The 15,853-nt window shown below is 71.3% G+C and carries 14 protein-coding genes; 6 read left to right on the plus strand and 8 right to left on the minus strand.

All coding sequences use genetic code 11. The features are described 5' to 3' along the window. Positions 1–7 precede the first annotated feature (7 nt). A complete protein-coding gene (locus tag ACWDEN_RS13760; protein ID WP_450859000.1) occupies positions 8–586 on the plus strand; it encodes a dienelactone hydrolase family protein in 579 nt (192 codons plus the stop codon). Positions 587–627: 41 nt separating this feature from the next. Here the strand turns inward: ACWDEN_RS13760 and ACWDEN_RS13765 are convergent, their stop codons facing one another. The 4 genes from ACWDEN_RS13765 to ACWDEN_RS13780 all read right to left on the minus strand — a co-directional run bounded on the left by ACWDEN_RS13765 (position 628) and on the right by ACWDEN_RS13780 (position 5,365). Beyond that, positions 628–2,298, minus strand: a complete 1,671-nt coding sequence (locus tag ACWDEN_RS13765; protein WP_351616705.1) for an alkaline phosphatase D family protein — start codon at positions 2,296–2,298, stop codon at positions 628–630. 94 nt (positions 2,299–2,392) lie between these two features. After that, complete coding sequence (locus ACWDEN_RS13770) at positions 2,393–3,202, minus strand: thioredoxin domain-containing protein (protein WP_351616707.1); 810 nt, start codon at positions 3,200–3,202, stop codon at positions 2,393–2,395. Between the two features lie 80 nt (positions 3,203–3,282). Continuing rightward, positions 3,283–3,972 (minus strand): hypothetical protein, encoded by a 690-nt coding sequence (locus ACWDEN_RS13775; protein ID WP_351616710.1) that lies wholly within the window; start codon positions 3,970–3,972, stop codon positions 3,283–3,285. 67 nt (positions 3,973–4,039) lie between these two features. Next, a complete protein-coding gene (locus ACWDEN_RS13780) occupies positions 4,040–5,365 on the minus strand; it encodes a DUF2252 domain-containing protein (protein ID WP_450859003.1) in 1,326 nt (441 codons plus the stop codon). 217 nt (positions 5,366–5,582) lie between these two features. Between ACWDEN_RS13780 and dnaE the strand changes: the two genes are divergently transcribed. Further along, complete coding sequence (gene dnaE, locus ACWDEN_RS13785) at positions 5,583–9,122, plus strand: DNA polymerase III subunit alpha (RefSeq protein WP_450859005.1); 3,540 nt, start codon at positions 5,583–5,585, stop codon at positions 9,120–9,122. Positions 9,123–9,203: 81 nt separating this feature from the next. Here dnaE and ACWDEN_RS13790 read toward each other — a convergent pair whose 3' ends face one another. Next, positions 9,204–9,380: a hypothetical protein gene (locus ACWDEN_RS13790; protein WP_228622693.1), complete on the minus strand. Its 177-nt coding sequence runs from the start codon at positions 9,378–9,380 to the stop codon at positions 9,204–9,206. A gap of 225 nt (positions 9,381–9,605) precedes the next feature. Between ACWDEN_RS13790 and ACWDEN_RS13795 the strand changes: the two genes are divergently transcribed. The 4 genes from ACWDEN_RS13795 to ACWDEN_RS13810 all read left to right on the plus strand — a co-directional run bounded on the left by ACWDEN_RS13795 (position 9,606) and on the right by ACWDEN_RS13810 (position 13,483). Beyond that, positions 9,606–10,823 (plus strand): NYN domain-containing protein, encoded by a 1,218-nt coding sequence (locus ACWDEN_RS13795; RefSeq protein WP_351616717.1) that lies wholly within the window; start codon positions 9,606–9,608, stop codon positions 10,821–10,823. Between the two features lie 81 nt (positions 10,824–10,904). Next, complete coding sequence (locus ACWDEN_RS13800; protein WP_351616719.1) at positions 10,905–11,918, plus strand: ABC transporter ATP-binding protein; 1,014 nt, start codon at positions 10,905–10,907, stop codon at positions 11,916–11,918. A gap of 76 nt (positions 11,919–11,994) precedes the next feature. Further along, the gene (locus tag ACWDEN_RS13805) at positions 11,995–12,816 is read left to right on the plus strand and encodes an ABC transporter permease (protein ID WP_450859008.1); all 822 of its coding nucleotides are present in this window, start codon (positions 11,995–11,997) and stop codon (positions 12,814–12,816) included. 34 nt (positions 12,817–12,850) lie between these two features. Further along, the gene (locus tag ACWDEN_RS13810) at positions 12,851–13,483 is read left to right on the plus strand and encodes an AAA family ATPase (protein WP_450859010.1); all 633 of its coding nucleotides are present in this window, start codon (positions 12,851–12,853) and stop codon (positions 13,481–13,483) included. 24 nt (positions 13,484–13,507) lie between these two features. Here ACWDEN_RS13810 and ybaK read toward each other — a convergent pair whose 3' ends face one another. The 3 genes from ybaK to ACWDEN_RS13825 are packed head-to-tail and all read right to left on the minus strand — an operon-like array spanning position 13,508 to position 15,829. Next, positions 13,508–14,011, minus strand: coding sequence for a Cys-tRNA(Pro) deacylase (gene ybaK, locus ACWDEN_RS13815; RefSeq protein ID WP_450859012.1), 504 nt, complete (start codon positions 14,009–14,011; stop codon positions 13,508–13,510). A gap of 13 nt (positions 14,012–14,024) precedes the next feature. Beyond that, the gene (locus tag ACWDEN_RS13820; RefSeq protein ID WP_351616727.1) at positions 14,025–14,765 is read right to left on the minus strand and encodes an LON peptidase substrate-binding domain-containing protein; all 741 of its coding nucleotides are present in this window, start codon (positions 14,763–14,765) and stop codon (positions 14,025–14,027) included. An 11-nt stretch (positions 14,766–14,776) separates the two neighbouring features. Beyond that, positions 14,777–15,829: a hypothetical protein gene (locus tag ACWDEN_RS13825; protein ID WP_450859014.1), complete on the minus strand. Its 1,053-nt coding sequence runs from the start codon at positions 15,827–15,829 to the stop codon at positions 14,777–14,779. Between the last annotated feature and the right edge of the window lie 24 nt (positions 15,830–15,853).

Raw genomic sequence — 15,853 nt, forward strand, 5'->3', positions numbered from 1 at the left:
TGGCCTCATGAACATCATGCTTTTTCACTCGACCTACGGCCTCAGGCCCGCGGTGCGCGAGGCCGCGGACCGGCTGCGCGCGGCCGGCCACGAGGTGTGGACGCCGGACCTCTTCGAGGGGCGCACGTTCGACACCGTCGAGGAGGGCATGGAGTTCAAGGAGTCGATCGGCAAGGAGGAGCTGCTGAAGCGGGCCGTGCTGGCGGCGGCCCCGTACTCGGACCGCGGGCTGGTGTACGCCGGGTTCTCGCTCGGCGCCTCGATCGCCCAGACCCTCGCCCTCGGCGACGACAAGGCGCGCGGGCTGCTGCTTCTGCACGGCACGTCGGACATCGCGCCGACGGCGCACGTGGAGGAACTGCCGGTGCAGCTGCATGTGGCCGAGCCGGACCCGTTCGAGACGGACGACTGGCTGACCGCCTGGTATCTGCAGATGGGCCGGGCCGGAGCCGACGTGGAGGTCTACCGCTACGCCGGCGCCGGGCACCTATACACCGACCCCGGGCTGCCGGACTACGACGCCGAGGCCGCCGAGGCCACCTGGCGGGTGGCGCTCGGCTTCCTCGACGGTCTGCGGGCGGCGTAGCGACAGGCCCTGGTCACCTCCGGACCAGCGGGAACGGACGGCTACACCGGGTCGTAGGTCCGCTCGACCTTCTGCGTGCCGCTGCGGGTGCGGTAGGAGCGCACCCACTTGGAGGTGGCGCTCGCGTCCGTGCGGTCGGAGAGGACGTAGTAGTCCATCTGCGTACGGGCGTCGGTGATGTCGAGCACGCCGTAGCCGTGCCGGTCGGTGTCCACCCAGTGGACGTGCCGGTTGGCGGCCTCGATGAGCGGCGCGGCGACCGCGGAGACCGTGCCCTCGGGGACCTTGACGATGTCGTCGAGGTTGTCGGAGGTCACCGAGGTGATCACGAACTCGGTGGCCGCCGACGGCGACAGCGGGTAGGTGCCCGCGTCCACCGGCACGTCGTTGGCCCAGGACATGTGGATGTCACCGGTCAGGAAGACGGTGTTGCCGATGGCGTTCGAGCGCAGGTGGTCCAGGAGTTCGCGGCGGTCGTGGGTGTAGCCGTCCCACTGGTCGGTGTTGACGCCGATGCCGTCCTGCGGCAGGTCGAGCAGCTTGGCGAGCGGCTTGAGCAGATCGGCGGTGAGGGAGCCGACGACGAACGGCGCGATCATCACCGAGTTGCCGACCAGCCGCCACTTGGTGTCGGAGGCCTTCAGGCCCGCCTTCAGCCAGTCGAGCTGGGCCCGGCCGGTGATGGTGCGGTTCGGGTCGTCCACCGAGCCGCTGCCGGCGGACGCCTGCTGGGAGCGGAAGGAACGCAGGTCCAGCAGGGACAGATCGGCGAGCCTTCCGAAGCGCAGCCGCCGGTAGGTGGTGCCCTCGATCGCGGGCCGGACCGGCATCCACTCGAAGTAGGCCTGCTTGGCGGCCGCCTTGCGGGCGGTCCAGGTGCCCTCGGCGCCCTCGGTGTGGTTGACCGCGCCGCCCGACCAGGCGTTGTCGGCGAACTCGTGGTCGTCCCAGATCGCGATGACCGGTGCCTTCAGGTGCAGGGCCTGCAGGTCCGGGTCGGTCTTGTACTTGCCGTGCCGGATCCGGTAGTCGGCGAGCGTGATGATCTCGTTGGCCGGCGCGTGCGGGCGGACAACGGTGCCGCGCGCAGCGTACTCGCCGGACTTGTACTCGTAGATGTAGTCGCCGAGGTGCAGCCAGGCGTCCAGGTCGCCGCGGGCCGCGAGGTGACGGTAGGCGGCGAAGTAACCGGCCTCCCAGTTGGCGCAGGTGACCACGCCGAAGCGCAGGGAGGACACGGCCGCGTCCGCCGCGGGCGCGGTGCGGGTGCGCGCCACCGGGGAGTCGGTGCCGCCGGCCGAGAACCGGAACCAGTAGTCGGTGGCCGGCTGCAGGCCGCGGACGTCGGCCTTCACGGTGTGGTCGGAGGCCGCGGTCGCGGTGACGGAGCCCTTGGCGACGACGCTGGTGAACGCCTTGTCCCTGGCGACGACCCAGCTCACCTCGGTGTCCGGGCCGATGCCCGAGCCGGGTACCGCGTCCGGGGCCGGGGTCACCCGGGTCCACAGCAGGACGCCGTCGGGCAGCGGGTCACCGGAGGCGACACCGTGCAGGAAGGCGGGCGCCTGGCCGGCGGCGCGGGCCGGCAGCGAGGCGGCGAGCGGGCCGGCCAGGACAGCGGTCGCCGCCGCGGCCTTGACGACCGTACGGCGGCGGGGCGAGAGGGAGGCACGGCCTTCAGTGGCCGAAAGTGATCTTTTACGACTGGTCACGACCGATCAGGTTACTGATCAGTACGCACACAAGAGCGGGCGAACTCTCAATGTTCGCCCGCTCTTCACGGGAAGGTTGTATTCCGCCGGGGCGTCAGCCCTTGAGGGCCGCGTCCACGACCTTGTCGAAGTCGGCCACCGTCAGCAGCGGGGTGCCGCCGTTGAGCTGCTTGCCGTCCATGACGAAGCCCGGGGTGCCGGTCACGCCGTCCTTGTTGTCGTCGAAGGTCTTCGACATGTGCATCGCCCAGGCGTCGTAGGTGCCCTTCTTGACCGCGTTCTGGAACGCGGCGTTGTTCTTCAGGGCCGGGACGGTGTCCGCGACCTGGATGAGGTAGCTGTCGTCCTTGAACTTGTCGACCGTCTCGTCCGGGTGCCACTTCGCCGAGTACAGCGCGGACTTGTACTCGAGGAACGCCTCGGGGCTGACGTTCAGCGCGGCGCCCAGGGCGCTCAGCGCGTTCTTGGAACCCTGGCCGTTGTCCTTCAGGTCGATGAAGGTGGCGCCCACGTACTGGAACTTGAACTTGCCGTCGTCGATGTCCTTCTTCACGGTCGCGCCGACGTTCTGCTCGAACTGGGCGCATATGGGACAGCGCGGGTCCTCGTAGATCTTGAGGGTCTTCTTGGCGCTGTCCTTGCCGATGACGACCGTGGTGCCGTCCTTGCCGGTGGTGTTGGCCGGCGCGACGACACTGGCGGTCTTCATGCCCTCCCAGTAGCTGGGCTTGTTCGCCTGGACGACGGCATAGCCGATGCCGCCGGCCGCGGCCAGCACGGCCACGACCGAGGCGGCCACGATGACCTGCCGCTTGGCCTTGTCGCGCTTGGCCTGCCGCTCGCGCTCCTCGCGCAGCCGCTCCCGGGCCGCCGTCTTCGCCGACTGGGTGTTCCGCTTGCTCATGTTGGTGATCTCCGTGTGGGACGCGCACATGCCGTACGCGGGATACGTGTGGGGGACTGGGTGTGCTCAGGTCTCGCCGCTCAGCAGGCGGCGAGGGCGGGCGAGCACGGCGGTCCACGCCGTCCCAGGGAGTGCACGAGAAGCAGGTCACGGGCGGCGGCCCGGCGCGGGGCCGGGCGCGGCAGCCGGCGGGCCGGGGCCAGCCGGACGGCGACCGCGGCGGCCGCGAGCAGCAGCGGCCGGAAGGTGGTGGCGGCTACCGCGCGCAGCAGCTGCTCCAGCGCCCGCTCGCCCCGGCGCAGCCAGGCGGCGGCGAGCAGGCCCACGCCGACGTGGGCGGCGAGCAGCAGCCAGGCGGCCGCCGGACTGGCGTGTGCGAGCAGTGCTCCGGGGCGGCCGTGGGCCCCGGTCATCTGGGCCAGCGGGGAGCCGACGGCGCCGCCCTGGCACAGCACGTCGAAGCCGAACGTGTGCAGCGGTCCGGCGACCGGGCCGCCGGCCCTGCCGTAACAGGTGTTCTGTCCGGTGGTGAACACCGTGTCGGCGGCCAGTTCCAGCGGGATCAGCAGGGCCGCGATCCGGCCGAAGCCGCGCTCGCGGCCCGCCGGCGCATACGCGGTGGCGAACACCGCGGCGGCGACCGCGAGCACGGTCGCCACCGGCAGCGGGGCCCTGGACAGCAGCACGTGCGACGCGGTGCTGAGCGTCACGACGACAGCCGTGAACAGCGCCGCGCGCACGGCTCTGAGCTGGGTCCCGGATATGTCCATGGTGAGAGAAGAGTGTGTCACGTACGCGGTTAAGGGACCCCTAAAGGGTGCCTGTGAGTCTGCGAAGTCACAGCCCCGGAATCCGGCCGTTGCGGAACAGGTCGACGAAGATCTGGTGGTCGGCACGCGCGCGTGCGCCGTAGCCGTGCGCGAAGTCCACCAGGAGCGGCGCGAAGCCCTCCTCGTCGGCGGCGACGGCCGCGTCGATGGCGCGCTCGGTGGAGAACGGCACCAGGGACTCGCCGGAGGTGTCGTCCGCCGCCGCGTGCATCGTCGCCGTGGCCCGCCCCAGGTCGGCGACGACCTGCGCGATCTCCTCCGGGTCGTCGATGTCGCCCCAATCCAGGTCGACCGCGTACGGCGAGACCTCGGCCACCAGCTGGCCCGCCCCGTCCAGCTCGGTCCAGCCCAGCCACGGGTCGGCGTGCGCCTGCAGGGCGCGCTGGGAGATCACCGTGCGGTGGCCCTCGTGCTGGAAGTAGCCGGCGATGGCCGGATCCGTGATGTGCCGGGAGACGGCCGGGGTCTGGGCCTGCTTGATGTAGATCACGACGTCGTTCTCCAGGGCGTCGCTGTGACCCTCCAGGAGGATGTTGTACGACGGCAGGCCCGCCGAGCCGATGCCGATGCCCCGGCGGCCGACGACGTCCTTCACGCGGTAGGAGTCCGGGCGGGCCAGGGAGGAGTCCGGCAGCGTCTCCAGGTAGCCGTCGAAGGCCGCGAGGACCTTGTAGCGGGTGGCCGCGTCCAGCTCGATGGAGCCGCCGCCCGGCGCGAAGCGGCGCTCGAAGTCCCGGATCTCGGTCATCGAGTCCAGCAGCTCGAAGCGGGTGAGCGAGCGGGCCGCGCGCAGGGCGCCCAGCAGCGGGCCCTCGGCGGTGTCCAGGGTGAACGGCGGCACCTCGTCGCTCTTCGCGCCGGTGGCCAGCGCGTGGATGCGCTCGCGGTACGCGCCCGCGTAGACGCGCACCAGCTCGGTGATCTGCTCGTCACTGAGCGCCTTCGCGTACCCGATGAGGGCGATCGACGCCGAGAAGCGCTTCAGGTCCCAGGTGAACGGGCCGACGTAGGCCTCGTCGAAGTCGTTGACGTTGAAGACCAGGCGGCCGTTGGAGTCCATGTACGTGCCGAAGTTCTCCGCGTGCAGGTCGCCGTGGATCCACACGCGCGAGGTGCGGTCGTCCAGGAACGGACCACCGCGCTTCTCAGCGTCCAGGTCGTGGTAGAAGAGGCACGCCGTGCCCCGGTAGAACGCGAAGGCCGAGGCCGCCATCTTCCGGAACTTCACCCGGAACGCGGCCGGGTCGGCGGCCAGGAGCCGGCCGAAGGCGGTGTCGAAGACGGCGAGGATCTCCTCGCCGCGCTGCTCGTCGCTGAGCTGGGGGACCGACATCGCTGGGTGCCTCCTGGTGCGGTGCATGAATGTGCATGAATGGGTACGACAGCGCTTCCGCCGTCTCCAACGGGCGACGCCACGCGGGAGTGCCCGGTTCCCGCACGAAGGTACGCAGGGATCCCCCTCCTGTGTCAGTCCCGGGGCATAGACTTCGACGCTGACCCCAGAACTGTCCGCCCGCCCGCCACCCAGTGTTTCCGCCGGAGGCCATACCGTGTCAAAGCCGCCCTTCACGCACCTGCACGTCCACACCCAGTACTCGCTGCTGGACGGTGCCGCGCGGCTCAAGGACATGTTCAACGCCTGCAACGAGATGGGCATGACGCACATCGCCATGTCCGACCACGGCAACCTCCACGGGGCGTACGACTTCTTCCATTCCGCGAAGAAAGCCGGAGTCACCCCGATCATCGGGATCGAGGCATATGTCGCCCCCGAGTCCCGGCGCAACAAGCGCAAGATCCTCTGGGGCCAGCCGCACCAGAAGCGGGACGACATCTCCGGTTCCGGTGGTTACACTCACAAGACGATGTGGGCCGTGAACAAGACCGGCCTGCACAACCTCTTCCGCCTCTCCTCCGACGCCTACGCCGAGGGCTGGCTGCAGAAGTGGCCCCGGATGGACAAGGAGACCATCGCCCAGTGGTCCGAGGGCATCGTCGCCTCCACCGGCTGCCCCTCGGGCGAGGTGCAGACCCGGCTGCGTCTCGGCCACTTCGACGAGGCCCTGAAGGCCGCCGCCGACTACCAGGACATCTTCGGCAAGGACCGGTACTTCCTGGAGCTGATGGACCACGGCATCGAGATCGAGCGCCGGGTCCGCGACGGCCTGCTGGAGATCGGCAAGAAGCTCGGCATCCCCCCGCTGGTCACCAACGACTCGCACTACACCTACGCCCACGAGGCGGGCGCCCACGACGCGCTGCTGTGCATCCAGACCGGCAAGAACCTCTCCGACCCGGACCGCTTCAAGTTCGACGGCACCGGCTACTACCTGAAGTCCACGGACGAGATGTACGCCATCGACTCCTCGGACGCCTGGCAGCAGGGTTGCGCCAACACCCTCCTCGTGGCCGAGATGGTGGACACCACCGGCATGTTCGAGAAGCGCGACCTCATGCCCAAGTTCGACATCCCCGAGGGCTACACCGAGGTCACCTGGTTCAAGGAGGAGGTCCGCCGCGGCATGGAGCGCCGCTTCCCCGGCGGCATCCCCGAGGACCGCCAGAAGCAGGCCGACTACGAGATGGACGTCATCATCTCGATGGGCTTCCCCGGCTACTTCCTCGTCGTCGCCGACTTCATCATGTGGGCCAAGAACAACGGCATCGCCGTCGGCCCCGGCCGGGGCTCCGCGGCCGGCTCGATCGTCGCCTACGCCATGGGCATCACCGACCTCGACCCGATCCCGCACGGCCTGATCTTCGAGCGCTTCCTCAACCCCGAGCGCATCTCGATGCCCGATGTCGACATCGACTTCGACGAGCGCCGGCGCGTCGAGGTGATCCGGTACGTGACCGAGAAGTACGGCGCCGACAAGGTCGCCATGATCGGCACCTACGGCACCATCAAGGCCAAGAACGCGATCAAGGACTCCGCGCGCGTGCTGGGCTACCCGTACGCGATGGGCGACCGCATCACCAAGGCCATGCCCGCCGACGTCCTCGGCAAGGGCATCCCGCTGTCCGGCATCACCGACCCCAGCCACCCGCGCTACAGCGAGGCGGGCGAGGTCCGCTCGATGTACGAGAACGAGCCGGACGTGAAGAAGGTCATCGACACCGCGCGCGGTGTGGAGGGCCTGGTGAGGCAGATGGGCGTGCACGCCGCCGGCGTGATCATGTCCAGCGAGACCATCACCGAGCACGTCCCGGTCTGGGTCAGGCACACCGACGGCGTGACCATCACCCAGTGGGACTACCCGAGCTGTGAGTCGCTCGGCCTGCTGAAGATGGACTTCCTGGGCCTGCGCAACCTCACGATCATGGACGACGCGGTCAAGATGGTGAAGGCCAACAAGGGCCTCGACATCGACCTGCTGTCCCTGCCGCTGGACGACCCCAAGACCTTCGAGCTGCTCCAGCGCGGCGACACCCTCGGCGTCTTCCAGTTCGACGGCGGCCCCATGCGCTCCCTGCTGCGGCTGATGAAGCCGGACAACTTCGAAGACATCTCCGCCGTGTCGGCCCTGTACCGCCCGGGCCCGATGGGCATGAACTCCCACACGAACTACGCCCTGCGCAAGAACAAGCAGCAGGAGATCACTCCGATCCACAAGGAGCTGGAGGAGCCCCTCGAGGAGGTCCTGGCCGTCACCTACGGCCTGATCGTCTACCAGGAGCAGGTGCAGAAGGCCGCCCAGATCATCGCGGGCTACTCGCTCGGCGAGGCCGACATCCTCCGCCGCGTCATGGGCAAGAAGAAGCCCGACGAGCTGGCCAAGAACTTCACCATCTTCCAGGCCGGCGCCCGCAAGAACGGCTACAGCGACGAAGCCATCCAGGCCCTCTGGGACGTGCTGGTCCCCTTCGCCGGCTACGCCTTCAACAAGGCGCACTCCGCCGCGTACGGCCTGGTGTCGTACTGGACGGCGTACCTGAAGGCGAACCACCCGGCCGAGTACATGGCCGCGCTCCTGACCTCCGTCAAGGACGACAAGGACAAGTCGGCGGTCTACCTCAACGAGTGCCGCCGCATGGGCATCCGCGTCCTCCCGCCGAACGTCAACGAGTCCGAGGCCAACTTCGCCGCCCAGGGCGACGACGTGATCCTCTTCGGGCTCTCCGCCGTGCGCAACGTCGGCACCAACGTGGTCGAGTCGATCATCAAGTGCCGCAAGGCGAAGGGGAAGTACGCCTCCTTCCCCGACTACCTCGACAAGGTCGACGCGGTGGTCTGCAACAAGCGCACCACGGAATCGCTCATCAAGGCCGGCGCCTTCGACACCATGGGGCACACCCGCAAGGGGCTCACGGCGCAGTACGAGCCGATGATCGACAACGTGGTCGCGGTCAAACGCAAGGAGGCCGAGGGGCAGTTCGACCTCTTCGGCGGCATGGGCGAGGACACCGGCAGCGAGCCCGGCTTCGGACTCGACGTGGAGTTCTCCACCGACGAGTGGGACAAGACCTATCTGCTCGCCCAGGAACGGGAGATGCTCGGTCTCTACGTCTCCGACCACCCGCTCTTCGGCCTGGAACACGTCCTCGCCGACAAGGCCGACGCGGGCATCTCCCAGCTCACCGGAGGCGAACACGCCGACGGTGCGGTCGTCACCATCGGCGGCATCATCTCGGGCCTGCAGCGCAAGATGACCAAGCAGGGCAACGCCTGGGCGATCGCCACCGTCGAGGACCTCGCCGGCTCCATCGAGTGCATGTTCTTCCCGGCGACCTACCAGCTCATCTCGACCCAACTCGTCGAGGACGCCGTGGTGTTCGTCAAGGGGCGCCTCGACAAGCGCGAGGACGTGCCCCGGCTCGTCGCCATGGAGCTGATGGTCCCGGACCTGTCCAACGCGGGCACCAACGCGCCGGTGATCCTCACCATCCCGGCCACCAGGGTCACCCCGCCCATGGTCAGCCGCCTCGGTGAGATCCTCAGCCACCACAAGGGCGACAGCGAGGTCCGCATCAGGCTCCAGGGCCCGCGCAAAACCACCGTGCTGCGCCTGGACCGGCACCGGGTCAAGCCCGACCCCGCGCTCTTCGGCGACTTGAAGGTGCTGCTCGGCCCGTCCTGCCTCGCAGGCTGAGCCCGCTGCCTGGGAACACACGCGAAGGGGCGCACCCGTCAGGGGTGCGCCCCTCCTGCGTGCCTGGGCTTCAACTGCCCTTTAGTTGTGGCCGAAGCTCTTCCGTTTCTTGCCGGCGACATCCGCGGGGCTGCCCTGGATGTGCGACACCGGCGACTCGTGTGCCTCCGTCTGCCGCTGCGCGTGCTCCTGGCTCTGCTCGGCGTGCGACGCGCGGTTCTGCGGGCCGGCCTGCTTGCGGTTCTTGTTCTTGGCCATGGTGATCTGCCTCCTGTGGGGGATCTAGGGGCCAGGGCCGGGACCAGATTCACATACGCTGACATCAATCGCATGTCGGATAATTACCGTGCGTGACAGGGCCGGTGGGCCGGCGGGTTCCCGAAACGCCACGCCGAAGATCGAGTTCGGGCCGTTAACCCCCGCGCCGTCGGGCAGACTCGAAGGAAGTCCGAAGCAAAACCTCCCGGGAAGAGGGTGAGTCGCGTGGACCGCTGCATCGTCCTGGTGGACGCCGGGTACCTGCTGGGAGCCGCCGCCAGCCTCCTCGCCGGTGAGCCCTCGCGGTCCCGGATCACCGTCGACCACACCGCGCTGATCCAGGCCTTGCGGGTACGCGCCGAGTCGGAGACCGAGCGCCCGCTCCTGCGCATCTACTGGTTCGACGGCGCCCCCGACCGCGTCCCCCAACCGGAGCATCGCAGGCTGCGCGTGATGCCCCGGGTCACCGTCCGGCTCGGCGCCCTCACCCGCAGCGACGGACGCTGGGCGCAGAAGGGCGTGGACGCCGCCATGCACGCCGAGCTGACCGAGCTGGCCCGCAACCGGGCCTGCTCCGACGTCGTCCTGGTCACCGGCGACGGCGATCTGCTGCCCGGCATGATGGCCGCCAAGGAGCACGGCGTCGCCGTCCACCTGTGGGCCGTACAGGCCGCCGACGGCGACTACAACCAGTCCGAGGACCTGGTCGCCGAGGCCGACGAGCGGCGCGTGCTGGACCGTGCCTGGATCACCCAGGCCGTCCGCGCCAAGGAACTGACCGGCGTCTGCGCCCCGCCGCCCGCGCCCCGCCCCGAGATCGCCGCGATCCTCTCCGCCCCGCTGCCCGAGTCCGCGCTCGCGGCGGCGGCCGAGCGGCCCGCCGACCAGGGCGCGCCCCAGCCGGCCGCGGCGGTCACGGAGAACGGCACCCAGGAGCGGGCCGGCGGCCACAAGGGCGTCCCCACCCCCAAGGACCTCGCCGCGCTGCGCGCCCCCGGCGCCCAGCCCGCCCCGCAGCCGGCGACCGCGACCCTGCGCTGGTCCTCCGACAAGGGCTGGGTGGACCGGCCGGGCGCGGTCGCCGAACCGCCCGAGGTCGCCTCCATGCCGACGCTCGCCCAGCTCACCACGGCGGAGCAGCGGTGGGCCGACCGCGAGGAGGACATCACCACCGTCGGCGGTGACCCCTACGAGGTGGGACAGGTCTTCGCCCGCCGCTGGATGTCCCGGCTCGGCGACCAGGGCCAGTTGCAGAAGCTCTCGCAGCTGTATCCGCGCATCCCGCACCGCATCGACGGAGAGCTGCTGCGCTACGCCGCCCGGTTCGGGCTGCTCGCCCACAAGGACGACCAGATCGACGAGCACGACCGCTACGCCATTCGGGCGGGGTTCTGGCGGGAGATCGACGTGCCGGCGGCGGCGGAGAGCGCGACGGGGGAGTGACGGCGGGCAGTCCTTACCGGCCGGGTACAGAAGTGCCCCCAAAGGCGAGTAAAGGGCTCCGACCCCGTACCCTCGTCCCTTGTGAGTACGCGCGCGGAACAGGCATCTCGGTATGACGAGGTCGTACGCGTGCGCGGGCTCAACAAGACCTATCCGGCCGTGAAGGGGCGGCGCGGTGCGCCCGGCACCCCCGAGGTGCGGGCCACCGACGAGGTCGAGCTGGACGTGCGGCGCGGCGAGGTCTTCGGGCTGCTGGGGCCGAACGGCGCCGGCAAGTCCACGCTCGTACGGCAGCTCACCGGCCTGCTGCGGCCGGACACCGGCAGCATCGAGATCCTCGGGCACGACATCGTCAGGCACCCGGAGCGGGCCGCGCGCCTCCTCGCCTACCTGGGGCAGGAGTCCTCGGCGTTGGACGAGCTGACCGTCTCCCTCGCCGCCGAGACCACCGGCCGCCTGCGCGGCCTGGACGTGCGCCGGGCCCGCGCCGAGCGGGACGCCGTCCTGGAGGAGCTGGGGCTCACGCCGATCGCCGGGCGGGCGCTGAAGAAGCTGTCCGGCGGGCAGCGGCGGCTCGCCTGCCTCGCCGCCGCCCTGGTCGGCCGGCGGCCGCTGCTCGTGCTGGACGAGCCGACCACCGGCATGGACCCGGTGGCCCGGCGCGCGGTCTGGGCGGCCGTGGACCGGCGGCGCGCCGAGCACGGTACGACCGTGCTGCTGGTCACCCACAACGTCATCGAGGCCGAGACCGTGCTGGACCGGGTCGCCGTCGTCGACCAGGGCCGGGTGATCGCCTGTGACACCCCGGCCGGGCTGAAGGAACGGGTCGCCGGGGAGGTGCGGGTCGAGCTGGTGTGGCGGGAGAGGGCGCCGCTTCAGGTGCCCGAGGTCGCCGCCCTGCGCGAGCGTGCCGTGGAGTCCGGCCGGCGCTGGACGCTGCGGCTCGCGCCCGAGGAGGCCCGCGCCGCCGTCGCCACCGTGACCGGCGGGGCCGCCTTCGCCGCCCTGGACGACTTCACGCTCGCCACGCCCAGCCTGGAGGACGTCTACCTGGCGCTCGGCGGTGCGGCCCGGCAGGGATTGGTGAAGGCGTGAGCGCGGCGGACGTACGGTGCGTATGGGTCTGTACGCCGGTCTGCGCGACTGCCGTAGGGAAGAGGAGCAGCTCGACGTGAGTGTCGTACCCGCGGAGGTTCTGCCGGGCGGTGCCCCGGCCGTGCCGGAGACGGCACGGGGCGCGGCCGAGCTCGGGCCGGCCGCGCGGCTGTGGCCGTCGCTGGCGGCCGTCTACCGGGCGCAGCTGTCCAGGGCCCGGGTGGCCCGGATCCCGCTGCTGTTCGTGGCCACCTTCCAGTCCGTCGGCATCGCCGTGATGATGCGGGGTGTCGTCGACAGCGGCAGCGAGGCCCAGTCCGTGGTGGCGGGGTCGTCGGTGCTGGTCGTCGCGTACGTCGCGCTGAACCTGCTGTCGCAGTACTTCGGGCAGCTGCGGGCGAGCGGCGGGCTCGACCACTACGCCACCCTGCCGGTGCCGCCCGCGGCCGTGGTGCTGGGCGCGGCGGCGGCGTACGCCTCCTTCACCGTGCCGGGGACGCTGGTGACCGCCGTCTTCGGGTGCGTCCTGTTCGGACTGCCGCTCGGCAATCTGTGGATCCTGCTGGCCGTGATCCCGCTCGCCGGCGCCGCGCTGTCCGGGCTCGGCGCCGCCTGCGGACTGCTCGCGCCGCGGCCGGAGCTGGCCACGCTGCTCGGGCAGCTGGGCATGTCGGCGGCGCTGCTGCTGGGTGTGCTGCCGGCCGACCGGATGCCGGAGCTCGTACGGCTGGCGCGGGACCTGCTGCCGTCGACGTACGGTGTGGAGGCGTACGCCCGCACCTTCGGGGCCCATCCGGACTGGGCCGCCGTCCTGGTCGACCTGGGGGTGTGCGCGGGTGTCGGAGTCGTCTCGCTGGCCGTGGCGGCCCGGGCGTACCGCAGGGCCGCCGTCCGGTGACGCGGCCCACAAGGCGACCTGGCACGATGTCAGGGTGACCGCACCGCTGACTCCACCACCGCACGAGAACTCCGCACACGATGTCCGGCAGGCGCCGCCGCCTGCCGGCGCGCCGGACTTGGGCGGGTACGAACAGGACGGCCCCGGGATGAAGACCGAACTGCGGGACGCCGCCGTCATAACGGTGGCCATGGCGTTGGCCGGGGTACTGCTGGGGCTGCTGTGGTGGTGGCTGGCGCCGCATGTGCCGCTGGTCGGCGACGTGGCCGACAACAGCTGGGTCGTGTACCTCAAGGACAGCGAGGGTGAGCAGGCGGTGGGGGTGGACGGCACGTTCGCCCTGCTGGGGCTGGGGTTCGGGCTCGTCAGCGCGGTGGCCGTCTTTCTGCTGCGCCGGCGCGGGGGCGTGCCGGTCGTGGCGGCACTCGGGCTCGGGGCGCTGCTCGGTTCGGTGGTGGCGTGGCGGCTGGGGATGTGGCTGGGACCCATGTCCGACGTGCTGGCGCACGCCAAGCAGGTGGGGAAGGGCGTCACCTTCCCGGCGCCGCTGAAGCTGGGGGCCAAGGGGGCGCTGCTGGCCTGGCCGCTGGGTGCGTTGCTGGTCCACCTCGGGCTCACGGCGCTGTTCGGGCCGCGCGACCCCGAGGTGCCGTACCCGCAGTCGTAGTCCGGGGCTGCGCCCCGGGCCGTTTCAGCCCCGCCCGACGGGCGCCAGCACCGCGCCCGTCAGCTTCGCCAGGTCCGTCGGAGCCAGTTCCACCTCGAGGCCCCGCCGGCCCGCCGACACACAGATCGTCTCGTGGGCCTCGGCCGAGTCGTCCAGGACCGTCGGCAGTCTCTTGCGCTGGCCGAGGGGCGAGATGCCGCCCCGCACGTACCCCGTCGTCCGCTCGGCGAGCGCCGGGTCGGCCATCGTCGCCCGCTTGCCGCCCACCGCGGCCGCGAGGGCCTTCAGGTCCAGGGAGCCCGACACCGGGACCACCGCCACGGTCAGGGCGCCGTCGACGTCGGCCACCAGGGTCTTGAAGACGCGGTCGGGGGACACGCCCATCGCCTCCGCCGCCTCCTCGCCGTAGGAGGGGTGGGAGGGGTCGTGGTCGTAGGAGTGCACCGTGAAGGCCACGCCGGCCGAGGACAGGGCGACCGTGGCGGGGGTGCCCCCGGACTGCTGCTGCTTCTTCGGCTTCTTCGCCATCTGCCGTCTTCCCTCAGTTCAGGCTCGTCGGCGCCCGCGTCAGCTCGAACGCGGGCAGCGACGGAAGACTACGGATGATGGCCGTCTCGGCGCGAAGGAGTTTCAGCTCGTCACGGAGCCGGGACGCGGTGTCGGGGGCCTGGAGAAGCCGCTGCTTGGTAGGCGTGTCGTGCACCATCGCCGCCGCCACCAGATAGGAGACCACCGACGGGTCGTCGGGCAGCTCCGCGCCCGTCGACAGCGAGCGCTCGCGGGCGCCCGCCAGCCGCTTCTGGTACTGGCGGAAGGAGCGCAGCACCCCCTCGGCCAGCGCACCCGCCTCGTCGCCCGGCTCCTCCGGCAGTTCCTCCAGCTCCGCCGTCAGGAACGGGCCCGACGCGTCGACGGACAGCAGCCGTACCCGGGTCGTGCCCGTCGCCAGCACCTCGAACGTGCCGTCGGCCCGCTCCCGGACGGTCGCCGCGTCCGCCACACACCCGACCCCCTGGAAGGCCTTGAGGGGGTCCGGGCCGAAGCCCGCGGCCGGTCCCCGGTCGGGCTGTGCCGTGGGGTCCGGCATGCCGGGGGCGCTCGGCGCCACCTCGTAGCCGTCACGGATGGCCACGACGGCGAACCGGCGCGGCTCGTCCTCCGGTGTCTTGAGCAACTCGCGCATCATCGCGCGATAGCGCTCCTCGAAGACGTTCAGCGGCAGCACGAGCCCCGGGAACAGCACCGTGTTCAGCGGGAAGAGCGGGAGACGGACGGTGGTCACGACGCACCAGCCTAGTGGTCACCGGCACCGGCGTGTCCGCCGTGGTCGCCGACATGGTCCGGGAAGGCCGGCATCAGCCCGGCCGGGGCGGGCGGGCAGGCCGCCGTCAGCAGGTGCTCGCGCAGCCGCAGGAAGTGCCCGAGCGGATCCTCGGAGAACCGCTCCCAGGGGAAGGACGTGGCATACGGGCCGATCACGCGCAGCTGGTCGCGGGCGTCCTCCCAGCGGTCCAGGCGCATCAGGACGTACAGGAGCTTGTTGCGGATCTCGGCGGGCGAGGGGTCGGCCGCCGGGAAGCGCGCGGAGAGCGCGATCGCGCGGTCGGCGGCCGCGTGCAGACGGACGCGCGGCACCTCGGGACCGCGGCCGTCGGTCAGGTAGCCGAAGGCGGCCCGGGCCGGCAGCGCCTGGACGGGCGAGTCGGCGGGGGCGTCCTGGGCGGCCCGCTCGGCGAAGTCGAAGCAGGCGCCGTGGGAGCCGCGCCGGAAGGTGGCGAGGTAGCGCAGGGCGGCCACGTGGCAGCCGTAGTGGTGCGGGGCGCGCCGCACCGCCGCCTCCCACAGCTCCTCGAAGTAGCGGTGCCCGGCGCGCGAGCCACGCGCGTGGTCCAGCGCGATCCGCCAGGGCACCGGGTCGCGGTCGTCGGCGCGGGCAGCGGCGGTGATCAGCGGGCTGACCTCGCGCAGCAGCTCGACGCGGGCCGGGGAGGGCCAGGCGCGGTCCACCGCCAGCTGTGCCCCGACCAGCAGCGCGCCGGGGTCGTCGGGGGCGTGCGCGCGCCAGGTCTCGAACCACTCGGGGCGCGAGCGGGCGAAGGCGGCCAGGCGCCGGGCGTACCGGTCGTGGTTCTCCCACTCGGCGCCGCCGCGGGTGGTCGCGAGCAGATCGGCGGCGGCCCGGTACTCGCCCCGGCCGGCCCCGACCAGTGCCGGGGAGAGCCGGTCGTCGGGTGCGTCGAGCACGACCTCGTCCCCGGTCGGCGGTCGGCCGGCCGGGCGCGCGGAGCGTTTGGTCATCCGGGTCGGGCGGATGAACGGGGGAAGCGCAACCATGGTGCCGACCATTGAAAGACCGCAGGTCGGCGGCGC

The sequence above is a fragment of the Streptomyces sp. NPDC001153 genome (assembly GCF_053598315.1).